The sequence below is a fragment of the Devosia geojensis genome, assembly GCF_000969415.1.
Lineage (GTDB): Bacteria > Pseudomonadota > Alphaproteobacteria > Rhizobiales > Devosiaceae > Devosia > Devosia geojensis.
Genome location: NZ_JZEX01000058.1, coordinates 26,513 through 48,770, shown reverse-complemented (window position 1 = coordinate 48,770; position 22,258 = coordinate 26,513). Strand labels below are relative to the sequence as shown.

23 protein-coding genes, 1 tRNA gene and 1 pseudogene are annotated in these 22,258 nt (G+C 64.1%); 11 read left to right on the top strand and 14 right to left on the bottom strand.

The window, feature by feature from the left end; all coding sequences use genetic code 11:
* Positions 1-181 precede the first annotated feature (181 nt).
* The gene (locus VE25_RS21705) at positions 182-1,048 is read right to left on the bottom strand and encodes a phosphatase PAP2 family protein (protein ID WP_083988739.1); all 867 of its coding nucleotides are present in this window, start codon (positions 1,046-1,048) and stop codon (positions 182-184) included.
* Between the two features lie 242 nt (positions 1,049-1,290).
* Here VE25_RS21705 and VE25_RS05535 point away from each other — a divergent pair.
* Positions 1,291-1,367, top strand: a tRNA-Pro gene (locus VE25_RS05535).
* 71 nt (positions 1,368-1,438) lie between these two features.
* Positions 1,439-1,744 carry an ETC complex I subunit gene (locus VE25_RS05530; protein ID WP_046107595.1) on the top strand — a complete coding sequence of 102 codons (306 nt, stop codon included), beginning with the start codon at positions 1,439-1,441 and terminating at the stop codon, positions 1,742-1,744.
* A gap of 58 nt (positions 1,745-1,802) precedes the next feature.
* On the opposite strand, the gene aspS is transcribed toward VE25_RS05530, so the two are convergent.
* Positions 1,803-3,593 carry an aspartate--tRNA ligase gene (gene aspS / locus VE25_RS05525; RefSeq protein ID WP_046107612.1) on the bottom strand — a complete coding sequence of 597 codons (1,791 nt, stop codon included), beginning with the start codon at positions 3,591-3,593 and terminating at the stop codon, positions 1,803-1,805.
* 199 nt (positions 3,594-3,792) lie between these two features.
* Here aspS and rnd point away from each other — a divergent pair, with 199 nt between their 5' ends.
* Positions 3,793-4,959, top strand: coding sequence for a ribonuclease D (gene rnd, locus VE25_RS05520; protein WP_046107594.1), 1,167 nt, complete (start codon positions 3,793-3,795; stop codon positions 4,957-4,959).
* A 15-nt stretch (positions 4,960-4,974) separates the two neighbouring features.
* Here the strand turns inward: rnd and VE25_RS05515 are convergent, their stop codons facing one another.
* The 4 genes from VE25_RS05515 to VE25_RS05500 are packed head-to-tail and all read right to left on the bottom strand — an operon-like array spanning position 4,975 to position 10,510.
* Positions 4,975-6,516 carry a Ppx/GppA phosphatase family protein gene (locus tag VE25_RS05515; RefSeq protein WP_046107593.1) on the bottom strand — a complete coding sequence of 514 codons (1,542 nt, stop codon included), beginning with the start codon at positions 6,514-6,516 and terminating at the stop codon, positions 4,975-4,977.
* A complete protein-coding gene (locus VE25_RS05510; protein WP_052731744.1) occupies positions 6,513-8,684 on the bottom strand; it encodes an RNA degradosome polyphosphate kinase in 2,172 nt (723 codons plus the stop codon). The genes VE25_RS05515 and VE25_RS05510 overlap by 4 nt, the downstream gene beginning before the upstream one ends.
* On the bottom strand, positions 8,677-9,438 hold the full coding sequence (locus VE25_RS05505; protein WP_046107610.1) for a P-loop NTPase family protein: 762 nt from the start codon (positions 9,436-9,438) through the stop codon (positions 8,677-8,679). Before VE25_RS05505 ends, VE25_RS05510 begins: the two co-directional genes overlap by 8 nt.
* Positions 9,419-10,510, bottom strand: a complete 1,092-nt coding sequence (locus VE25_RS05500) for an AI-2E family transporter (protein WP_046107592.1) — start codon at positions 10,508-10,510, stop codon at positions 9,419-9,421. Before VE25_RS05500 ends, VE25_RS05505 begins: the two co-directional genes overlap by 20 nt.
* Positions 10,511-10,643: 133 nt before the next feature.
* Here VE25_RS05500 and purM point away from each other — a divergent pair, with 133 nt between their 5' ends.
* From purM to VE25_RS05485, 3 genes are read left to right on the top strand one after another with little or no spacing between them, the layout of a single operon-like run.
* The gene (gene purM, locus VE25_RS05495; protein ID WP_046107591.1) at positions 10,644-11,720 is read left to right on the top strand and encodes a phosphoribosylformylglycinamidine cyclo-ligase; all 1,077 of its coding nucleotides are present in this window, start codon (positions 10,644-10,646) and stop codon (positions 11,718-11,720) included.
* Positions 11,717-12,301 carry a phosphoribosylglycinamide formyltransferase gene (gene purN, locus VE25_RS05490; protein ID WP_046107590.1) on the top strand — a complete coding sequence of 195 codons (585 nt, stop codon included), beginning with the start codon at positions 11,717-11,719 and terminating at the stop codon, positions 12,299-12,301. Before purM ends, purN begins: the two co-directional genes overlap by 4 nt.
* On the top strand, positions 12,301-12,798 hold the full coding sequence (locus tag VE25_RS05485) for a P-loop nucleotide/nucleoside kinase family protein (RefSeq protein WP_046107589.1): 498 nt from the start codon (positions 12,301-12,303) through the stop codon (positions 12,796-12,798). The genes purN and VE25_RS05485 overlap by 1 nt, the downstream gene beginning before the upstream one ends.
* On the opposite strand, the gene VE25_RS05480 is transcribed toward VE25_RS05485, so the two are convergent.
* Positions 12,795-13,772: a 5'-methylthioadenosine/S-adenosylhomocysteine nucleosidase gene (locus tag VE25_RS05480; protein WP_083988738.1), complete on the bottom strand. Its 978-nt coding sequence runs from the start codon at positions 13,770-13,772 to the stop codon at positions 12,795-12,797. The two genes, VE25_RS05485 and VE25_RS05480, sit on opposite strands and share 4 nt — an antisense overlap.
* Before the next feature lie 112 nt (positions 13,773-13,884).
* Here VE25_RS05480 and VE25_RS05475 point away from each other — a divergent pair, with 112 nt between their 5' ends.
* Positions 13,885-14,778, top strand: coding sequence for a DMT family transporter (locus tag VE25_RS05475; RefSeq protein WP_046107588.1), 894 nt, complete (start codon positions 13,885-13,887; stop codon positions 14,776-14,778).
* On the opposite strand, the gene VE25_RS05470 is transcribed toward VE25_RS05475, so the two are convergent.
* From VE25_RS05470 to VE25_RS05455, 4 genes are all read right to left on the bottom strand, one after another.
* Complete coding sequence (locus VE25_RS05470; protein WP_046107587.1) at positions 14,769-15,167, bottom strand: VOC family protein; 399 nt, start codon at positions 15,165-15,167, stop codon at positions 14,769-14,771. The genes VE25_RS05475 and VE25_RS05470 overlap by 10 nt on opposite strands.
* A gap of 61 nt (positions 15,168-15,228) precedes the next feature.
* A complete protein-coding gene (gatB, locus tag VE25_RS05465; protein WP_046107586.1) occupies positions 15,229-16,710 on the bottom strand; it encodes an Asp-tRNA(Asn)/Glu-tRNA(Gln) amidotransferase subunit GatB in 1,482 nt (493 codons plus the stop codon).
* Between the two features lie 96 nt (positions 16,711-16,806).
* The gene (locus VE25_RS05460; RefSeq protein WP_046107585.1) at positions 16,807-17,322 is read right to left on the bottom strand and encodes a GNAT family N-acetyltransferase; all 516 of its coding nucleotides are present in this window, start codon (positions 17,320-17,322) and stop codon (positions 16,807-16,809) included.
* 11 nt (positions 17,323-17,333) lie between these two features.
* Positions 17,334-17,648, bottom strand: coding sequence for a chorismate mutase (locus tag VE25_RS05455; RefSeq protein ID WP_046107584.1), 315 nt, complete (start codon positions 17,646-17,648; stop codon positions 17,334-17,336).
* A gap of 308 nt (positions 17,649-17,956) precedes the next feature.
* Between VE25_RS05455 and VE25_RS05450 the strand changes: the two genes are divergently transcribed.
* Together VE25_RS05450 and VE25_RS05445 are read left to right on the top strand one after the other, a co-directional pair.
* On the top strand, positions 17,957-18,214 hold the full coding sequence (locus tag VE25_RS05450; RefSeq protein WP_046107583.1) for a YjhX family toxin: 258 nt from the start codon (positions 17,957-17,959) through the stop codon (positions 18,212-18,214).
* A gap of 215 nt (positions 18,215-18,429) precedes the next feature.
* Positions 18,430-18,813: pseudogene (locus VE25_RS05445) on the top strand (cell wall hydrolase); the annotation flags it as partial.
* A gap of 9 nt (positions 18,814-18,822) precedes the next feature.
* Here the strand turns inward: VE25_RS05445 and VE25_RS05440 are convergent.
* The 3 genes from VE25_RS05440 to VE25_RS05430 form a co-directional block, all read right to left on the bottom strand.
* Positions 18,823-19,320, bottom strand: coding sequence for a DUF2076 domain-containing protein (locus VE25_RS05440; RefSeq protein ID WP_046107582.1), 498 nt, complete (start codon positions 19,318-19,320; stop codon positions 18,823-18,825).
* 69 nt (positions 19,321-19,389) lie between these two features.
* The gene (locus VE25_RS23740; protein WP_439328895.1) at positions 19,390-19,680 is read right to left on the bottom strand and encodes an EscU/YscU/HrcU family type III secretion system export apparatus switch protein; all 291 of its coding nucleotides are present in this window, start codon (positions 19,678-19,680) and stop codon (positions 19,390-19,392) included.
* A complete protein-coding gene (locus VE25_RS05430; protein ID WP_046107581.1) occupies positions 19,681-20,427 on the bottom strand; it encodes a glycosyltransferase family 2 protein in 747 nt (248 codons plus the stop codon).
* A gap of 194 nt (positions 20,428-20,621) precedes the next feature.
* Here VE25_RS05430 and VE25_RS05425 point away from each other — a divergent pair, with 194 nt between their 5' ends.
* Entirely contained in the window at positions 20,622-21,284 is a 663-nt protein-coding gene (locus VE25_RS05425; protein ID WP_046107580.1) for a sulfite oxidase-like oxidoreductase, read from the top strand.
* 102 nt (positions 21,285-21,386) lie between these two features.
* Complete coding sequence (locus tag VE25_RS21700; protein WP_052731741.1) at positions 21,387-22,241, top strand: FecR family protein; 855 nt, start codon at positions 21,387-21,389, stop codon at positions 22,239-22,241.
* Positions 22,242-22,258: the final 17 nt, after the last annotated feature.

Sequence of the window (22,258 nt, the reverse complement as noted above, 5' to 3'; positions counted from 1 at the left end):
GCCAATTGCGTCGGCTAATGCACGCCGTCGCCCCATGCTAGAGAAAAGCTTGGGAGGCGGAGCCCCTTTGTGCTGGCCGCTGTCCTGCTCCTCGGCTCCGCACTCCTTGCGGCCATGGCGGCCCCATCCGGCGGCAGAGCCTGAGGCGCGAACGCAGAGCGGTGCGGACCGAAGTCCTGCTTTAGCCCGAAGCGCTCGTAGCGCTTGCCTTCCGCCTCCAGCCCCGCACGAGGCGCCGCAGCCCCGGCAGGCCGCGGAAATGCACGGTTCCGTCCGGATGGCGCAGGAAAAGCCAGCGGCGGCGCGCGAATTCGTTGCGCACGAAGTAGGCCCCAAGCGTACCGACGATGAAGCCGCCGACGACATCGGTGGGGTAGTGCATGCCGACCGGCACGCGCGAGAACGAGGCCGCGACGGCGATGAGCAGCAGGATCGAGAAGAACCGCGGAGCGAGGAACCCGACCGCGAACGCGATGGCGAGCGACGTCGTCGTATGGCCGGAGGGAAAACTCTGGAATGTCCAGTTGTTGAAGAGATGCCGGAACTCGAATGCTCCGGCGTCCTCGTAGATAACAGGCCGCGCGCGTCCGATGATGCGCTTGAGGATGTTGGATGCCAGCCCCGGCAGCCCGACCGCGATGAAGAGATAGCCCGAGACCAGCACCGCTTCGTAGAACGCGCGCCGGTAGCGCCCCCGCCGCAACGGCAGCATGATGACCATCACCGCGATGAACATGATGAGCGTCGGGATCAGCACCCAGTCGGCGAGCCCGAAGTCGGTGATGAAGAAGAACGGCTCTCGCCACATGTCCGGCCAGGCCATGGCGCTCTGCGAGGCCCAGACGTCGAACCAGACGACGATGAAGAGCATCAGCACCGCGACCTTGACGTGCGGTATCCAAGAGGTGCGGCTGAGACCCAGCGGCCACGGTTGCGTCAGGTCCATGAAGGCCGGCGGTGGCGTCTCGCGCGGGACGCGCGTCACCTCGCCGGCGACCCCGCCCCGGTTCTTGTCCCCCTGCCTCGCGGACGGTCTAAAATGCGTCATCGACACCCCGGTTTGCGTGCGGTTTCGCGCCAAGCGCTACATTTGCGGCCCAGAGGATTGAATTTCAACAATCTGGCCGCAGCGGGGCGTTGCGCATATCGTCGCCCAGGGGCAAACTTTGCGCCTCCGGCGTTACCCTTCGGTTAGCGTATCGCACCTCGTTCCTAGCATATGCTAACCGGGCAAATCCCGCACTGCACTTGCCCTTTCCGGGCGAACCCTGTAACGGGATGAAGCGATTTCGGGGTATAGCTCAGCCTGGTAGAGCACCGGTTTTGGGAACCGGGGGTCGAGTGTTCGAATCACTCTGCCCCGACCATCGCCCAGGCTGCCCGCCGCAGCCTGATGAGGATCGTTTTGAGCGCAAGGTGTTGAGGATCAACGCGTAAAATGACCGCCCGCATCTATCGCCCCGCCCCCAATGCCATGCAGTCGGGCAAGGGCAAATCCAAGCAATGGGTACTGGTTTACGAGCCCGAGGTAGCGCGCACCATCGATCCCCTCATGGGCTACACCTCCTCCACCGACATGCGCCAGCAGGTGCGCCTCTCCTTCGAGTCGCTCGAAGCCGCCGAGGCCTATGCCCAGCGCAATGGTATCCCCTATGCCGTCCAGCCGTCGCACGTGCCGACGCCCAAGCGCGTCAGCTATCCGGACAACTTCCGTGCCGACCGCAAAACGCCCTGGACGCACTGATCCGGAACTCCGACGAGATCTGAGAAAGGCGCCGCAACAGCTTGCGGCGCCTCTTGTTTTATTTCTTGTCCGATAGATTGAGCCGGATGTGCAACTCGCGCAGTTGCTTGGCGCTCGCCGTCGACGGGGCGCCCATCAGCAGGTCTTCGGCCTGCTGGTTCATCGGGAAGAGCGTGATCTCGCGCAGGTTCTGCACCCCGCAGAGCAGCATCACGATGCGGTCGAGCCCGAACGCGGCCCCGCCATGCGGCGGCGCGCCATACTGGAAAGCCCGGTAAAGTCCGCCGAACCGCTCCTCGACCTCCTCGCGCCCGGTACCCGTCAGCTCGAAGGCCGCGACCATGGTGTCGGGCTCCTGGTTGCGCACCGAGCCGGAAGCGATCTCGAAGCCGTTGCAGACGGCATCGTACTGGTAGGCCTTGATGGTCAGCGGATCGTTGGTCGTGCGCAGCGTTTCGAGCCCGCCCTGCGGCATCGAGAACGGATTGTGAGCGAAATCGATGCGCTTCTCGTCCTCGTTCCACTCGTAGAACGGGAAGTCGACGATCCAGCAGAGCTCGAACCGCTCGGTGTCGACCAGTTCCAGATCGGTGCCCGCCTTGGTGCGGGCTTCACCCGCGAACTTGTAGAACTTGGTCGGGTCGCCGGCGACGAAGAACGCCGCATCACCATCGTCCAGCCCGAGTTGGGTGCGGATCGCCTCGGTGCGCTCCGGCCCGATGTTCTTGGCGATGGGGCCCGCCCCTTCGAGCACGTCGCCTTCCTTGCGCCAGAAGATGTAGCCGAGGCCCGGCTGCCCTTGCTGCTGGGCCCAGGCGTTCATGCGGTCGCAGAACGCGCGCGAGCCGCCCGTCTTGGCCGGAATCGCCCAGACCTCGGTCTTGGGATCGGCGGCAATGAGGTTGGCGAAGACCTTGAAACCCGAGCCGGCGAAATGCTCGGTCACGGCCTGCATCTCGATTGGGTTGCGTAGGTCCGGCTTGTCCGAGCCGTACTTGCGGATCGCCACGTCATAGGGAATGCGCGGCCATTGCTTGGTCACGGCCTTGCCGTCGGCGAAGGCCTCGAAGACGCCGGTGATGATCGGCTCCATCGTGTCCCAGACGTCCTCCTGGGTCACGAAACTCATTTCCAGGTCGAGCTGGTAGAACTCGCCGGGCAGCCGGTCGGCGCGCGGGTCCTCGTCGCGGAAGCACGGCGCGATCTGGAAGTAGCGGTCGAACCCGGCGACCATCAGCAGTTGCTTATACTGCTGCGGCGCCTGCGGAAGGGCGAAGAACTTGCCGGGATGAATGCGGCTCGGCACCAGGAAGTCGCGCGCGCCTTCCGGCGAGGAGGCCGTGAGAATCGGCGTCGAGTACTCGGCGAAACCGGAGTCCGTCATGCGGCGGCGCATCTCGGCGATGATCTGGCTACGCTTGACGATGTTGGCGTGCAGCGTCTCGCGGCGCAGGTCCAGGAACCGGTAGCGCAGGCGCACGTCTTCCGGATAGTCCGGCTCGCCGAACACCGGCAGCGGCAGCTCCTTGGCGCTCGAGAGCACCTCGATCTCGCGGATGAACACCTCGATCTCGCCCGTCGGCAGGTTAGGATTGACCGCATCCGCGCCACGCAGTTTCACCTCGCCATCCACACGGATGACCCATTCGGCGCGCACCTTCTCGGCGTCCGAAAAGGCGGGCGAATCGGGATCGACCACGCATTGGGTGATGCCGTAGTGGTCGCGCAGGTCGATGAAGAGCAGGCCGCCATGGTCGCGGATACGATGGACCCAGCCGCTGAGGCGGACGGAGCCCCCCGCATCGGCAGCGGTCAAAGCGGCACAGGTGTGCGAGCGGTAGCGATGCAATGTCATGACAGAACCAGAAAAGGCCGGAAATCTTGGCGCGGAAAAGCGCATGCGCGCGCCCGGTTGTCAAGTTGAGCCGTCCCTGCCCCTTCGGCTTTCGCGACGCGGGCGACTTTGCCATACTCTTGCCAGAATCCGTTCTGGAGTGCATGCGCCTGACCTGTTAGGAAAGGCACCCTGACTTTCTGGATTGGTAGGTATGGATCTGATCACTACGAGCGAGGCCTTGGCAGCCTTCTGCCAGCGTGCCGCCAAATTCGACTTCGTGACCGTCGACACCGAGTTCCTGCGCGAGACGACTTACTGGCCCAAGCTCTGTCTGATCCAGGCTGCGACCGACGAGGAGGCGGTGCTGATCGATCCCCTCGCCGCCAAGCTCGATCTCAAGTCGTTCATTGCCCTGCTCGACAACCCGGACGTCGTCAAGGTTTTCCACGCCGCGCGCCAGGATATCGAGATCTTCGTCAAGATGACCGGGCGTGTGCCGGCCAATATCTACGACACCCAGATCGCCGCCAGCGTCTGCGGCTTCGGCGACAGCGCCTCCTATGACAGCCTCGTGCGCGCCATCACCAATGTCTCGCTCGACAAGTCCTCCCGCTTCACCGATTGGTCCGCGCGCCCGCTGAGCGAGAAGCAGCGCACCTACGCCCTCGCCGACGTCACGCATCTGCGTGAGATCTATCGTTCGCTGACGGCTCAGGTGGAGGCAACCCATCGCGGCGAGTGGGTCGACGACGAACTGGAGCTCCTGCGCCGCGTCGACACCTATGTCATCGAGCCGACGAAAGCCTGGGAGCGGCTGAAGCTGCGCATCAACCGCCCGCGCGATCTCGCTGCGCTGCAGCGCCTCGCCGAGTGGCGCGAGCGTCGCGCGCAGGAGCTCGACCAACCCCGCAGCCGCATCTTCAAGGACGATGTGCTCTACGAGCTTGCCGTTCAGCGCCCGCTGACCCCAGAGGCGTTCGAGAACCTGCGCGCCGTGCCGCGCGGCTTCGGGCGCAGCGCAGCAGCCGCCGAGATCATGGCGACCCTCAAGGCGGTCGAAGCGCTGGACAAGAAGGAACTGCCGGCCCTTCCCGAACGCTATCGCGGCCCTTCGCCAAAGGGCGCCGTCGGCGACCTGATTCGCGTGCTGCTGAAATCGGTGGCCGAGGAGCATGGCGTCGCCGCGCGCATCATCGCCACATCCGAGGAGATCGATGCGCTCGTTCTTGACGACGAGGCGGACGTTCCCGCCCTGCGAGGCTGGCGGCGCAAGCTCTTCGGCGAAAAGGCGCTCGCCATCAAGCATGGCCGCATCGGACTGGTGGCGACACGAAAGGGGATTGTCGAGTTCCCGGTGGAATCCGCTGGCGCGAACTGATTGGCAAGCGCCACGTCAGGCGACGTTCACCACCGAGGCCTTGAACCCTGCAACGCCTGCAAACTGCTCGAGGCGCCCGCGCAGATGCTCGCCATCGAGGAAAGCCAGATCGCGCGGCAGATCGAGCACGATCGTTTCATCGTCAACGCGGAAGCCGACCCGCGGCAGCACGCCGGGCATGGCCGCCGACATCGGGTAAGCGACGCGGAACAGCGCTCCGATCAGCCGCGCCCGGTTTCCATCTTCGCTGCTCGAAAGGCTGAAGAGCGGCCGGTCGACGCCCTTGCGCTTGATCCCGGCGTAGCGGACGGCAAGCACTTCCGAAAGAAAGGCCCGGCCCGGATGATCGATGCCGCTCAGTGAGCTGTAGGCAACAGTATCGATGCTCTGCTCGGCCCGGTAGTCGGGATGCGCCCGCCAGCCGATATCGGCAAGGAGGCAGGCAACGTGCCGCAACCGAGCTTCCTCGGCCGTCTCGGCAAGCCCGGCTACGGCGACGTACTTGCCGGTGAACTCGATGAGGTCGCGCGCGTGGGCGGGCGATCGCGAGCGCAGGACCGACATCTCCTCCGCGCCCTGCAGCAACGGATCGATCTTCTGCTCGCTGCGATCGAGAAGGCTGTAGAGGTAGCCTTCGCGCACGCCAAGCGCCGAGAACGCCACCTGCCGGAACTTGCCGGCTTTCAGCACCTCGCCCATCACCGCCGCACCGAACGGCACCAGTTCGCGACGTGAGGAACTGGCGTGATCGGAACCGGGATAGGATTTGTTGCTTCCGCCGGCAGAAACGATCTCGTTGCACAGCTTGATCATCGACTCGGCGGGCACGGTATAGTGCTGCACCATGTGCAATGGATAGTCGGCAAGGCTCTGGTGGATCTTGGCCAGCGTCCGCCAGGTCCCGCCGATGGCGCAGAAGGTGCCGTCGCGCAGATTGGCATCGAGCGAGGCGCTCTTCAGACGGCTTCTGACGATCGAGGCCGCCTTGACCGGTGAGCCGCCGCTGTCGTCCTGAAGGCGGATGACACCGAGTTCGTAGGTCTCTCCATTGGTGTCGACGCCGTCGGCAATGGTGGAAAGCTCGAGGCTTCCTCCGCCGAGGTCGCCGACCATCCCCGAGAACTCGGGGTAGCCGGCTACGACGCCAAGCGCCGCATAGTGCGCTTCCTGCTCGCCGCTGAGGACATTGACCGGCGCGTCCATGATCGCCTCCACCGCCGCGACGAACTCATCGCGGTTGGAGGCATCCCGCACGGCGGAGGTCGCAAGAATATGCACCTGGCCGGCGCGCATCAGCCGTGCGACGAGGGCGAACCGCTTGATGGCAGTCAGCGCCCGCTCGACGTTCTCGTCAGCCAGCCGACCGTTGGCCGCCATACCGCGACCGAGCGCGCATGCGGACTTCTCGTTGTAAAGCGGTGTCAGCGAGCGCGCATGGCGTTCGTAGACGACGAGACGAACCGAGTTCGACCCGATATCGAGCACGGCAACGGGGCGGGCGCCCTTGATGCGGCCTTGAGCGGTCGGATCGGCGTCTACGCCCCAGTATTGGTTCACTCGATGACCTCGTCGCCCTCACGTACACCGGCACTCCCGCGCCCGGATAGCGAGGGATTGGTCATGAAATAGTCGTGCGCATTGAAAGGCTCATCGCCTTCCTTCGCGCGTATGCGGTGCGAGCTGCCGTCCGGCAACACTTCCCAGCTTTGCTGGTTGTCGCGCAGATATGCAATGATGATCCTGTCGAGGATTTGTTTATGCACCGTCTTGTTGAAAATGGGCACCATGACCTCGACGCGCCCGTCGAGGTTGCGCTGCATGATGTCTGCCGAGGACATGTAGACGCGCGCCTGCGGTGAGGGCATCGCCGCACCGTTGCCGAAACAGTAGATGCGGGAATGCTCGAGGAAGCGCCCGACCACCGACTTGACCCGGATATTGTCCGAGAAGCCAGGGATGCCGGGCCGCAGGCAGCAGATGCCGCGCACGATGAGATCGATGGAGACGCCCGCCCGACTGGCATCATAGAGGGCATCGATGATCTGCGGATCGACGAGCGAGTTCATCTTGAAGATGATGCTCGCGGGCTCGCCGCGCTGTGCATACTCCACCTCGCGCGAGATGTTGTCGAGCAGCGTTTGCCGCAGGGTGACCGGCGAGACCGCGATGCTCTCGAGCTCCGTCGGACGCGCATAACCGGTAATGAAGTTGAACACCCGCGCCACATCCCGCGTGATCGCCGGGTCGATGGTGAAGTAACTGAGGTCCGTGTAGATCTTGGCGGTGATCGGGTGGTAGTTGCCCGTGCCGATATGGCAGTAGCTGACGAGCTTGCCCTTCTCGCGCCGCACCACCTGGCTGAGCTTGGCGTGGGTCTTCAATTCGATGAAGCCGAAGACCACCTGTGCCCCTGCCCGCTCCAGGTCCCGCGCCCAGCGGATGTTGGCCTCCTCGTCGAACCGCGCCTTTAGTTCGACCAGGCACGTGACCGACTTGCCCGCCTCCGCCGCCAGGATGAGGGCCTTGACGATGGGGCTGTCGGCCGAGGTGCGATAGAGCGTCTGCTTGATCGCAACCACATCCGGATCGCGCGCCGCTTGCATCAGGAACTGCGCCACCACATCGAAGCTCTCGAACGGATGATGGACCAGAATGTCCTTGGCCCGGATGGCGGCGAAGCTGTCTCCGTTGTAGTCGCGGATGCGCTCGGGAAAGCGCGCATGGTAAGGCGGAAACTTGAGGTCTGGCCGCTCAAGGTCGCAGATCTTGCGCGCGTCGGCGAGCCCGAGGAAACCCTGGACCTCGAAGATGTCGGATTCTGCGACTCCCAACTGTTCGCTTATCTGGCGCTTGAGGGCGCGGGGCATCGATTTCTCGATCTCGAGCCGGATGACCTGCCCACGCCGCCGCTGCCGGAGCGCCGATTCGAACTCCACGACCAGGTCCGCCGCCTCGTCGTCGATTTCGATCTCGCTGTCGCGGATCAGCCGGAAGGCGCCGGAGCCGACCACTTCATGGCCCGGGAACATCTTGTGGAAGAAGAGCTTGACCAGCGTGTCGATGGTCACGACCTCGCTGCGGCCGTCGGACGCAAGGCTCCCCGGCAGGTTGATGAACCGGTCGAGATTGGACGGGATGCGCACCAGCGCCGTCAGCGGCAGGTCGTCGTTCGGGCGCTTCAGTTCGAAGGCGAGCGCTATGCCGAGATTGGGAATGAACGGAAACGGGTGCGCCGGGTCGACAGCGATTGGGGTGAGAACAGGAAAAATCTCTTCTCGGAAGAGCTTTTCGAGATATGCCACCTGCTCGGACGAGAGATCGTCGGATTCATGAATGACGACGTTCTGGGCGAAAAGCTCCTCGCGCAGGGTCTGCCAGTGCTCCTGCTGCTCGAGCTGCAGGTGCTTGGCGAGCATGGTGATCTCCTCGATCTGCTCGCCCGGCGTCAGCCCGTCGGCACTCTGCTTGGTCAGCCCCGCCCGGATCTGGCCTTTGAGGCCCGCGACGCGAACCATGTAGAATTCGTCGAGGTTGTTGGCCGAGATCGAGACGAACCGCAGGCGCTCGAGCAGAGGATGGTTCTCGTTGCCAGCCTCCTCCAGCACGCGCATGTTGAACTGCAGCCAGCTCACTTCGCGGTTGACGAAGCGCGCGGGACTTTCCCGCAGCGCCTGTGCATCCGGCATGCCGGCTTCCGCCTCGCTGATTTCGCTCATCTCATTCATCGGTATCGCTTTCCGGGTGGTCCTCGTTCGCTTCGCCGCGCGCGGCGCGGCGCAGTTCGAGGGCTTCTGCAGCAATTTTGCGGGTTATCGCGGTTCCTCTGGTCAACGCCAGGCGATCCATCAGGTCGCAGAGCGCGACCGCCTCCTCGGTGGACCGTTCCATGCGCGCCACCAGATAGGCGATGATCCTGGGATCGACGGTTACCTGGCGATCCCCGAACAATTTCACGAACATCTGTGACAATTGAATGTCGTCGGTCATCTCGACGGCGAATGCGGCGGCGCGCCGCGCGCGCGATCGCACGTCGTTGGTGCGGTAGGGCCAGGCCTCGATCGGCTCACGCGCCGTCATCAGCAAGGGACGATGATCGCGCATGCTCTGGTTGAGCAGATGAAAGAGCGCGTCTTCCTCATACCCTGCCTGATCGATGTCCTCGATGACCAGCGGCTCGACGCCCCCCGCCGCCGCCAGCGCGGCGATCTCGGACGGTCGCGCCAGCAGCGCGCCGCTCCGGTCGGCGAAGATGCGCGCCAGATGCGACTTCCCGGCTTTCGCTGGCCCAACGAGCAGCGTCATCGGATCCGGCCAGTTCGGAAAGGCTGCGATGCGGCCGTGGGCGAGACGATTGCCCTCGCCCACGATGAAGTCGTCCTCGGCGTGAGAGGGCGTATGGCCGAAGTCGAGAACGAGCTGCTCGACAGATCCGAGCTGCTCTTGGGTCGGCTCCGTCCGATCAGACTGCGGTCTGGTCACCACCCTTGTCACCGTTCTCCCCGAGATAAAGCGCACTCGCCTTGTACTTGCGCACGCCGTAGCGCACCAGCACCCCGCCGATCGCCGCCAATGGCACCGCCAACAGCAGCCCGACAAACCCGAACAAGAGGCTGAACGCCAGGAGCGCGAACATCAACCACACCGGGTTGATGTTGATGCTCGATCCGACGAGCTTGGGATAGAGGATATTGCCCTCCAGGAACTGTCCGACCATGTAAATCGCGAAGATCACAGCCACCATCCACCAATTCGGCCAGAACTGAACGATGGCAACCCCCATCGAGAGCAGGAAGCCGATAGCGAAACCCACATAGGGCACGAAGCTGAAGAGCCCGCCGATGAGCCCGATTGCCAGCCCGAAATTCAGGCCCGCCAGGCTGAGCGCTGTTGCATAGAAGACGGCGAGGATCAGGATGACGCTCCCCTGCCCGCGAATGACGCCCGCCATGGAGCTGTCGATTTCGGCGAGAATCCCGCGGATCTCATCCTTGTACTGGACGGGCAACAGGTTGTTGACGCCCCGCACCATGCCCTCCCAGTCGAGCAGGATGTAGAAGGCGACGACGGGTGTGAAGACGACGATGCCGATGGTGGTGATCACGCCCCAGCCGCTCGCGAGGATTTCTCCCGTTATCCCGCCGGCAAACCCGACGATGCGCCCCAGCAGATCGCTGATCGTCGCTTCGAGCCGCGCGGCCTGCTCGGGTCCGAGCCAGGCGTTGAGTTCCGGCGCCCAGCGCCGCGCCAGCTCCTGCAGGTCGCTGGCGTAGCCCGGCAGCCGCTGGATCAGGCCACCCACCTGCTGGCCCGCAAGCGGCACCAGCATGAAGAAGAGGCCAAGAATGATGGCAACGACGCTGAGGAGCACGACGGCCGTCGCCCAGCCCCGGCTGAACCGCCACTTCTGCAATTGGTTGACCAGCGGATTGAGGAGGTAGGCGAGTGTTGCGCCGACGACGAAGGGCAACAGGATGCCCCGGAATATCCAGAGCGCCAGCATCAACACGATGAAGAACGCGATCCAGATCAGCACTTGATTTCGCAGTGTCATCGGCCGGCCGACCCTTGCGTCGCTGTGGTGGAGAAGCTATCAGCGCTGTTAGCGGTCGGCCTTGGAAAGTGCAACGGTCTTTGACGCACGCCACCGCGTTCGACCGCCCTTTTTCCAACTGGCTCATGCACACATGTCCGACCCGCAAAACCTGCCATCAAACGGTCTTTCGTACAAGCAGGCGGGCGTGGACATCGATGCTGGCAACGCGCTGGTCGAGGCGATCAAGCCGGCGGTGCGCTCCACTCGACGGCCGGGCGCGGACGGCGAAATCGGCGGGTTCGGCGGCATCTTCGACCTGAAAGCCGCAGGCTTCACCGATCCGGTGCTGGTCGCCGCCAATGATGGGGTGGGCACCAAGCTCAAGATTGCCATCGACACCGGCAATCACACGACCATCGGCATCGATCTCGTCGCCATGTGCGTCAACGATATCGTCGTGCAGGGCGCCGAGCCCCTCTTCTTCCTCGACTACCTGGCGACTGGCCGGCTCGACGTCGCCCAGGGCACGGCCATCGTCGAAGGCATCGCCGAAGGCTGCCGCATCGCTGGCTGCGCGCTCATCGGCGGCGAGACGGCCGAGATGCCCGGCATGTATCATGGCAAGGACTACGATCTTGCCGGCTTCGCCGTGGGTGCAGCCGAGCGCGGCACGCTTCTGCCGCGCGCCGACATCGCCGCCGGCGACGTGCTCGTCGCCATTGCCTCTTCGGGCGTTCATTCCAACGGCTATTCGCTGGTGCGCAGGATCGTCGAGGTCGCCGATACCGACTGGTACATGGACGCGCCTTTCGCGCCTGGCCAGTCGCTCGCCGAAGCGCTGCTGACGCCAACGCGCATCTATGTGAAGCCGATCCTCTCGGCCCTGAAGGCCGGCATCGGCATCAAGGCCCTCGCCCACATCACCGGCGGCGGCTTCATCGACAATATCCCGCGCGTCCTGCCCGAGACGCTCGCCGCCGATATCGACCTCGGCAAGGTGACCGTTCCGAGGGTCTTCGGCTGGCTCGCCCATGTCGGCGGTATGGACGAGCGCGAGATGCTGCGCACCTTCAACTGCGGCGTCGGCATGCTCGCAGCTGTCGCCGCCGACGATGCCAACCGGCTGGTCGAACATCTGGCCGCCGCCGGCGAGACCGCGGCCGTCGTCGGCTCGCTCGTCGAGCGCGTGGGCGAGCCGGTCACCTTCCGCGGCAAGCTCGCCCTATGAGGCGTAAGCGCGTCGCCATCCTGATCTCCGGGCGCGGCTCCAACATGTCCGCCCTGATCGCGGCCGCCAGGGCGCCGCACTATCCGGCCGAGATCGTCGGCGTCTTCTCCAATCGCGCCGCTGCCCAAGGGCTCGAGATCGCCGCCGCCGAAGGCATCGCCACCAGGTCGCTGGCGCAATCGGCCTATGAAAGCCGTGAGGCGTTCGATATGGCGATCAACGAGGTACTGGAGAGCTGGGGCGCCGAGATCGTCTGCCTTGCCGGCTTCATGCGCATCCTCTCGCCTGCCTTCATCGCGCGCTGGCAGGGCCGGATGATCAACGTCCACCCCTCGCTGCTGCCGCTTTATCGCGGGCTCGATACGCACGCGCGGGCGCTGGCTGACAAGGTCGCCGAGCACGGCTGCAGCGTGCACTTCGTCACCACAGGGCTCGATGAAGGGCCGGTGATCCTCCAGGCCAAAGTGCCGGTTTTGCCGGATGACACGCCTGAAACCCTCGCTGCCCGCGTGCTCGTCGAGGAGCACCGTCTCTACCCCGAGGCCCTTCGATTGCTTGCCGCTGGCGAAGTGAGCCTCTGATGCTGCTCATTCTCGGTGGATTGCCGGGCAGCGGAAAGACCACCATCGCCAAGGCATTGGCTCGTCGCCTCGCCGCAGCCCACATCCGCATCGACAGCATCGAGCAGGCCCTCTTGCACTCTGGCGAGACCGAGAAAGTCGAAACCGCGGGCTACGCCATCGCCTGGGCGGTCGCCGCCGATTGCCTCAGGGCCGGCGCGACCGTCATCGCCGACTCCGTCAATCCCATTGCCTTGACACGCGACGCGTGGCGGGCAGTTGCCGCCGACACCGGAAGACGTGCCTTGGAAATCGAGGTCGTCTGCTCCGACCCGGCCGAACACCGCCGCCGCGTGGAAACGCGAACCGCAGATATTCCGGGCCATGTCCAGCCGGTGTGGGCCGAGGTCGTCGGGCGCGAATACGAGCCTTGGACCAGCGCCGACCTCGTCATCGATACGGCGTCGACCACAATCGACGCCGCGGTGAATGAGATCGTGGCGCGGCTTCAGGACTAAGGCAACGCGGCGAGGAACGCCTTCACCACAGCCGCCGAGTTATCCGAGGCCAACCCCATGAAGGTGCCCATCTCGTTCGCGCCCTCCCCACCGCCTGCAAGGTCTGAAAGCGAGCGGAAGGCGATGAACGGCACCTCGTTGGCATAGGCCACATGCGCGACCGCGGCGCTCTCCATATCGAGCACCGCCGCCTCGAATGTCTCGAAGGCGTATTCACGAAAAGCCGCGTTATCGACGAATGCAGCGCCGGAAACGCCGTTGCCGCCCACATAGACACCGGGCGCATGGGTGAGACACTGATTGTCGGGAACGCAGTCCAGCAGATCGATCTCAGCGGCCACAGCCTCGGCAACCGCCAGCAGCTCTGCATCGACCGGGAACCAGAAACGATCCTCAGGCTCGGCCCCGTCCCGGGCGACCGTTACGTTCTGTGGAAAGATCATGCCATGGTTCGGAAACGGCGCCTCGAGGAAGGGCGGCGGAACGAATGCATCGTCGACCTCGCGCGCCAGGATCACGTCAAGGTACTGCCCCCACTGGGCCGGCACGATGACATCGCCGATGTGCCGCGAGGGATCCACCCCGCCGGCGATACCTGAAAAGACGATGCTTTCGAGGTTGAAGTGGTCGATGGCGAGCTGCGAGGTCATGGCGGCGTTGACCATGCTGACGCCGGTGAGGAACAGGACCACCGGCTTGCCCTCGATGGTGCCGGTCGCGAAGGTGATGCCGTTGAGCGAATGATCGACGCGATCGACGAGTGCCTCCTGCAACGCTATCCATTCCGGTCCGAACGCCGACATCACCGCAATGCGTGGTGCATCATCGAGCGTTTCGGCCCCTTGCACCGGTACAACCAGCGACATCGCGGCAGCCACGAGAGCGAATTTTTTGTGCACCTTGAGATTCCCTCCAAAAGTTGAGCACTGCAAGCTAGCTGCGCTTCGTCGCGGGCGGTATCGAAAAGTGTGCATGGCAGCTTTCCGGCGCTTCCATCACGCGAATTCATGACCCTCATCGTCAAAATCGGTTCGACCCGAGGACGTCGGAGGCGTAGTTTCCTGCGTTCACGTTAGGAGACTGAACATGTCGCTGCGCGACTGGCTCTGGGTCATACTTCTGGGCGCCATCTGGGGAACCTCGTTCCTCTTCAACGGCATCCTGATTCGAGAGATCGGCCCGCTTTGGGTTTCGGCCGGCCGGGTCGCCATCGGCGCACTCGGCTGCTGGGCGTTCTTCATCGCCCTTGGCAAGCACCTGCCAATCAACAAGTGGCTCTACCTCCACTTCCTGCTGCTCGGCATCCTCAGCTACACCATTCCCTTCGCGCTCTTCCCCCTCAGCCAGGAGCATCTGGCAGCAGGCGTCGCCGCCATCGTCAACGCCATGACGCCGATCATGACCGTGATCGTCTCCCACTTCTGGCCGGGTGGGGAAAAAGCGACCTGGAACAAGTCCATGGGCGTGCTCGCCGGCTTCACCGGCGTCGCGCTCCTCGCCTCGCCGGCGCTCGCCGCGGGCGGCTCCTCGCAGCTCTGGGCGATCGCGGCGTGCCTGACGGCCACCTTCTGTTACGCTGTCAGCCTCAACTACACGCGCATGCTCGGCACCATCGACGCTTCGGTCTTCGCTGCCTGTGCAATGACCGGCGCCACCATCGCCGCCGTGCCCCTCGCCTTCTTCGCTCACGGCGTGCCGCACCTGACCACGATCGAAGGCTGGACCTCGATGCTCGGCATCGGGCTTCTCGCCACCGCGTTCGCCTTCCAGATCATGTACCGTATCCTGCCGCGGATCGGCGCAACCAATTTCTCGGTCGTCACCTTCATCGCGCCGGTCTCGGCCATCATCCTCGGCTTCTTCTTCCTGGGTGAGGCGGTCGAGCCGGTGCACGTCTTCGGCATGCTCGGCATATTCATAGGCCTGCTGCTGATCGACGGGCGGATCGTCAGGCGCCTGCGCGGCAAGGCTTATGTCTGACGTGCAAGCTTCTCGGTTGGCGTCGAGACGTCGACCACATTGCCGTCGGGATCGCGAATGAGCGCCTGCGTCTGCCCATAGCCGAGCGCCACTGGTTCCTGAATAACCGCGGCGTCCATTGCGCGCGCCCGCTCGACCGCTGCATGGACATCGTCGACAACGAGCGTGAGATAGCCGCCCGCCGGCGTCCCTCGCACCTCCTTGGGCGTATACTCGCTGTTCGCCGCGATGATGCCGAGCTGGAACCCGACATGCTCTGGCACCGCCAGGACGATGTACCAATCGCTGGTGTAGATTTTATCGAAATTGCCGAGATGCCGGTAAAAGCTCGCGCTTTTGCCGATATCGCTGGAGAGAATGTTGTAAAGAACGCGCTCGATAACGGGCATGTGGATCCTCCGTCCTGCTGGCTGCGGAACGAAGGACTCTTCTGCCAGTTCCCGTCGGGAACTATTCGATGCCGAGCTTCTGCTTCATCAGCGCGTTGAGCGCCTGCGGGTTGGCCTTGCCGCCGGACGCCTTCATCGCCTGGCCGACAAACCAGCCGACCATTGTGGGCTTGGCCTTGACCTTCTCGACCTGATCAGGATTGGCGGCGATGATCTCGTCGACGATCTTCTCGATCGCCCCCATGTCGGTCACCTGCTTCATGCCGCGCGCCTCGACGATCTGCGCCGGGTCGCCTCCTTCGGCCCAGACGATCTCGAAGAGGTCCTTGCCGATCTTGCCGGAGATGTCGCCCTTGGCGATGAGCTCGACGATACCGCCGAGCTGAGCGGCCGTGATCGGGCTCGTGGTGACGTCCATGCCTTCCTTGTTGAGGCGGGCGAAGAACTCGTTGATCATCCAGTTGGCGGCGAGCTTGCCGTCGCGGCCCTTGGCGACCTCTTCGTAGAAATCGGCAGCCTCGCGGTCGAGCGTCAGCACCATCGCGTCATAGTGGGTGACGCCATATTCCCTGACGAACCGGTCGGCCTTCTCGTCCGGCAACTCCGGCAGGTGCTGGGCGAGATCGGCGATGAACGCATCGTCGAACTCGAGCGGCAGCAGGTCCGGATCGGGGAAATAGCGGTAGTCGTGCGCCTCTTCCTTGGAGCGCATGGAGCGTGTCTCACCGAGCTTGGGGTCGAAGAGGCGTGTTTCCTGGTCGATCACGCCGCCATCCTCGAGAATGTCGATCTGCCGGCGCGCCTCGTATTCGATTGCCTGGCCGGCAAAGCGGATGGAGTTGACGTTCTTGATCTCGCAGCGCGTACCGAAGGCGCCGCCCGGCTTGCGCACCGAGACGTTGATGTCGGCGCGCATGGAACCCTGCTCCATGTTGCCGTCGCATGTGCCGAGATAACGCAGGATCGTGCGCAGCTTCGAAAGATAGGTCTTGGCTTCCTCGGACGAACGCAGATCGGGCTTGGAGACGATCTCCATCAGCGCCACGCCCGAGCGGTTGAGATCGACGAAGCTCATGTTGGGGTGCTGGTCGTGGATCGACTTGCCCGCGTCCTGTTCGAGATGCAGCCGCTCGATGCCGATCTCGATGGTCTCGCCCTCGAGGTCGAGCAGCACCTTGCCCTCGCCGACGATCGGATCCTTGAACTGGCTGATCTGGTAGCCCTGCGGCAGGTCCGGATAGAAATAGTTCTTGCGGTCGAAGATCGAGCGCTTGTTGATCTGCGCCTTGAGACCGAGCCCCGTGCGCACGGCCTGGCGCACGCACTCCTCATTGATGACGGGCAACATGCCGGGCATGGCTGCGTCGACGAACGAGACGTTGGCGTTCGGCGGATTGCCGAACTCCGTCGAGGATCCGGAAAAGAGCTTGCTCTCGGAGGTGACCTGCGCGTGCACCTCCATGCCGATGATCACCTCCCAGTCCCCCGTCGAACCCGAAATGAAGGTCTTGGGGTTAGGCGTGCGGGTATCGATAAGGGTCACGGCAAGCGTCCTGAGGCGGGCGGAAGATAAGTCAGTCCTTACTTATCTTGCCCCCGCGATGCAACGGGTGAGAACTCAACGGTGTAAAGGTGCGCCTTAGTCTTCCTCGTCCTCGATATCCCCGTCGAACGGTTCGAGACGCTTTTCGAGGTGGACGCTCATGAAGGGCTCGTGCGCCGCCCGTCCGTCGGGGCGAAGGGCGAGGATGCGATAGCCCTGACGCTCATAGAACCGCACGGCGCGCACATTGTCGGCCGGGGTTTCCAACTGCACCCGCTCGGCGCCTTCGAGCTCGAGCATCGACTCCATGCGCCGCAGCAGGATCGAGCCGATCCCCTGGCTCTGCAACTCCGGCATGACGAAGAGGAACGGAACATAGGCCCTGCCCCGCGCCCGCGAACACCAGCCGACCGGCACGCCGTCGATCTCGGCGACGATGATCCGCTCCAGCGTCTCGTTGACCGCCTGCGCCAGCCGGCGCTGCTCGGTCTGCCGCATACCCGGCCGCTCCTTGAGGAGCGGCAGGATGCCCGTCTCCCACGCATCGTATCCGATCCGCGCCAGGATCGGCGCGTCGGACCGTTCGGCTTTGCGGATGACGATGGCGGACATGATAGGCCTCGCTATTGGCTGCGGCGGCGTGCGACGATGATGCCCTTTTCGTAATTGATATTCCAGTCGATCAGCGTGCGCCAGATAAGTTCGGCCTGATCCTCGTCGAGATCAAGGCCCAATGCGCGCTCGCGTTGCTTTTCGATGATCGATTCGATCCGCGCTTTGTCGTAGGCCTCGTGCGGGTCCGTCTTGATCTGGGCCATGCGCGTGACGTACTGATGCCGCTCGGCAAAGAGCGCGAGCAATGCCTGGTCGATCCTGTCGATCTCGGCGCGCACGTCATCCTTGGTCTGGCACTCTTCCGGCAATTTGGCGGCTGTCACGGTCTTTCGTTCCTGTCGGCTTGAACTGTCTGTTGCTGGTTTGCACCGTCGCGCATGGCTTGGCAACTGCGACTAACGATCGGGACTTTTCCGTCCGCCCGCATTGCGCTATCCAGCTCGGGCTCTTGGAGTGTTTATGTCCAAACTGTTTGAAACCGTCTGACGCCCCGTTTGTCGAGCGCATGCTCGAGCTGCATGCCGATGGGCGGGGCGAATACGAACCAGGCTGCTGCCAAGCGTGAGGCTGGCGGCGGTCCGTTTGTGTTTGCGGGTGCGCAGATTTGCCGCCCGCCTGACGGAATCTACAGATGGACGTTTCCCGGAAGGAACAGCGGGTGCTGCACGCGCTCGCCCAGGGCGGCATGATCGTGGTCTTGAAGGACGACAACGGCAAGGCCGCCGGCTACGAGTTCTACAATCGCGAAGGATGGCTTGTCGCGGGCTTTACCGAGCAGATGTTCCGCAAGCTCAAGGCCAAGAAAGCCATCGCCTCGTCCAGCGGACAACCGTACCGCATCACCCGGCGTGGACTCGAGCTGGTGCGGAGCGAATACGACAACCGCTAGGCCCTGGAATGCGAGCCGCCGGCCCCGGCGGCTCGCATTGGCCCTTAGGAAAGGCTTAACCGTTCCGCCAAGCCCTTTGTTAAGGCTGATGGATCAAATTGCAGGGAGTTCTGCCGCTGGGGAACCGTGCCATGTCCGCTTTCGCCAAAACCTTGCTGCGCCTTTGCGCCAGTGCCGTGCTCGCCTCGAGCCTCGGTGCTTGCAGTCTCTTCGGCATGCAGTTCGGCATGGCGCGCCTGTCGGAGAAGGAATGCATGATGCGGGCGATGTACTTCGAGTCCAATCGCTCGAGCCCCGACGGCATGCTGGCGGTCGGCACTGTGGTGATGAACCGCCTCTACGATTCCGAATATCCCAAGACCATCTGCGGCGTGGTGGGACAGAAAAATCAGTTCGCCCAGGGTGTGCTTACCAAGCGCATGACGGACTCCGGCGTCGTCCTGGCCGCGCAGATGGCCGACCGCGTCCTGGCGGGCGAACGTCATCCGGGCGTCGGCCCGGCCCAGCACTTCCACACCGCCGGGCTCCGTTTCCCCTACAACAACATGCTCTACGTGCTCGAAGCGGGCGGTAACGAGTTCTACATCAAGACGCGCAGACGTTGACGGTCAGAAGTCGCCGCCCATATCGAACCCGCCCCAGTCCCCGCCTTCGTCGCCACCGAAATCCTGCTCCGGTTCAGGCTCCGGCTGCGGTTCAGGCTCGGGCGCCGGCTCTTCGGCCTGCGCGCCACCGGTGAAGATGCTGGCAATGGCGCTGCCGAGCAGGACGCCGCCGGTTACGCCGAGCGCCGTCTGCGCTGCCCCCGCAAGGAATCCGCCACCGGCACGCTCGGATCGATCCTGCCGGTCCCAGGGCCCACGCGTGCGGCCCCCCTGCTCTTCCGCGCGTTCCTCCAGCATGGCGATCCGCTCGCGCGCTTCGCGCAATGCCGTTTCCTGCACCAGAATGGTCTGGGCCATGTAGTAGGGCGCGGCGGGCTGTTCGCCGACCCTTTCATGAATGAGCGCCTCGGCCTCCGCATCGCGCGGGCCAGTGCGCCCGGCAACGTCGCGCAGCCGCTCGAAGAGGCCTTCGATGGCGCGGCGGTCTTCAGGATTGAGCATAGGTCCACTCCCTTGTGCGATTTCGACACGGGAGATGGGTACGCACGCGCCCGGGCACAATGGCGCCGGCTACGATTTCGCCTGCCGCAGGACGAACGCGATGACCACTGCCACCGCCTTGTAAAGTTCGATGGGTATGGTCTCATCCAGTTCCACGCGGGAGAGCGCCTCGGCCAGCACCGGATCGCTTTCGATCACCACTCCGTTCTGCTCGGCAAGCGCGACGATCCGACCGCCACCGCGCCGCGTTCCGTCGCCACCACTCGGGGCGCCTGGTGCAAACCAGCCTCGTAGTCGAGCGCGACGGCAACCGGGATCTTGGGGCGCTCCGAACCGGTTAGGTGCGGGAGAAACCGCCAATCAGTGGCGGCGGACGTCGTTGTATTCGGTGGTTGCAGGCTTGCCGCGGAAGGTGACCCAAAAGAAATTGAGCGTGTAGGTGCCGGCCGTCTTGAAGACGCCTTCCTTCTCCAGCCGCCGCCCCGAGGTCTTCATCTTGAGCGCGAACGTCCATTTGACGCCGCCGACCTTGGAAAGCCGCACGGCCACGTCCGTGTCCTCGCCGAAGAACTGGATCGAGCGGTCGTAGCCGCCGACCTTCTCCCACGCGGACCGCTTGAAGACGAAATTGCCGCCCTGCACCACCGAACCCACCCGCAGGACGAACCGGTTGAGCAGGTAGATGAGATAGGTGAGGCCGTAGAACATCCCGACGAGGAACCGGTTCCAGCCCGACATGTCGTAGTAGATGTAGGGCCCGCTGAGGGCGACGAGGTTCCGGTCCTTCTCGAACTCGCTCACCACGGTATCGAGCCAGCCGGCCGGAACGATCGTGTCGGAGTCGATATTGGCGACGAGCTCGCCGCTCGAAGCCTGGAAGCCTGCGTCGCGCGCGTTGACGAGCCCTTTCTTCGGCTCGTCCACCACCCTCACCCCGTCATAGCTGCGCGCGATGATCCCCGTGCGGTCGGTCGAGGCGTTGTTGACCACCACAATCTCGACGTCTTCGCGCATTCCGGCCCGTGCGACTTCGGCAATCACCGATTCCAGGCATTTACCGATCAGGGCTTCTTCGTTGTAGGCCGGTATGACGAACGCCAGCTTCATGCTTTCTCCGTTGCGCGGGATATATGACAGTTTTGTGCCCGAAATCGGAACAGCCATTAGCCCGCGCGCAGCCGAGGGGCAACAGACAGCTTCGCATTCCCCCTCACGAGACGGTGTCCAGCCTCGCTGCAGGACCTCGCCATCGCTCGTGCCAGATGCGATGCTGGGTGCCCCATCCTGCGGAGCATTTTACGATGGCCGACGACGATCCGATCGTACCTCCGGATTCCAAGTTCACCCGCACCAAGGCCGCATGGGCGGACCAGGGCCGGTTTCTTACCGGACGAACCGCCCGCCCGGAAACGGAACGCCTGCCGCCCGGCCAGCACCTCGTCAAGAATTGGCCGGTGCTCGACCTCGGCGTCGAACCCGCCATCGACAAGACCCAATGGCGGCTCGATGTCGATGGCGCCGTGGAGACGAGCGTTTCCTGGAACTGGCAGACCTTCAGCGAGCAGCCGCAAGTCGACAACGTCTCCGACATCCATTGCGTCACGAGCTGGTCGCGCTACGACAATGCGTGGACGGGCGTGCCCACCATGCATATCGCCGAGGCGGCGGGTATCCTGCCGCAGGCCCGCTTCGTGATCCTCCACAGCTACGACGGCTATACGACCAACCTGACCATCGAAGATTTCCTTAGCCCCGACGCCCTGCTCGCCCATAGCTGGCAGGGCGAGCCGCTGACGCGCGAGCATGGCGGCCCCGTGCGGCTCGTCGTACCGCATCTCTACTTCTGGAAGAGTGCAAAATGGCTGCGCCGCATCGAGTTCTCGACCCAGGACAAGCCGGGTTTCTGGGAGGTGCGTGGCTACCATAACCACGGTGACCCGTGGACCGAAGAGCGCTATTCTTAAGATTGCAAGTATCCGATTGCCGGATTCCGCGCCTCCGAATAAAGTGGCGCGCCGTTCGACTGTTCAAGCCCCGTTCATCTCACCCCCTGCAGGCTGGCGGACATGAACACAACTTGCGTCACCACAGCTATCGCAGCGCTCTTTGCCGGCATGCTCTCGCTCGGCCCCGCATGGGCCGCGAACGAGGGCAAGGCCCTGGGCGTCGACCCCGATGCGCTTGCCCGCGGCAGCTCGGGAGATCGCACGCTGATCGTCGGGGCTGACGTCTCGGTCGGCGAGAGGGTCGTCACCGGCGCGAGCGGCCAGGTCCAGCTCGTCTTTCTCGACGACACGCGGCTCGTCGTCGGCCCGGGCAGTTCGCTCCTCATCGAAACCTACCTGATGCGCGGTGGCGGTTCGGCCGAGCGCTTCGCGATCAATGCGCTGGGCGGCACGTTCCGCTTCATCAGCGGCAACAGCCCCAAGTCCGCCTACGAGATCCGCACGCCCTCAGCCACCATCGGCGTGCGCGGCACCAAGTTCGACGTCGTGGTCGGGCGCGCAGAAACGCGCGTGATGCTCTACGAGGGCGCCGTGCGTGTGTGCACCGGCAGCGGCTGCGTCGACCTCGACGAGCGCTGCGGCATCGCCAGCGCTGCAGGTTCCGCCAGGCTCTTCACCCCCGCCGATCCGCAGCGTCCCCAACTCGCACAGGCCTTTCGCTACGCAATCGTGCAATCGCCGCTGTTGCGGCCGTTCCGGGTGAGTGGCGCGAACCGGTGTACCGAAAGCTCGGCAGCTCCAGCCACCGAGTCGAGCGGAGAGCCGGGTGATTCCTATACGCCTCCCTCGCCCAACAGCGGCGGGAATCCAGCTCCCTCCAATCCGCCGCCTTCAACGCCTCCACCTACTGGCGGTAACGCCAATAATCCGAACCAACCCAGTCAGCCTGGCAGTACGCCGCCCACAGTTCCCTGACGGGGCTATCGGTCCTT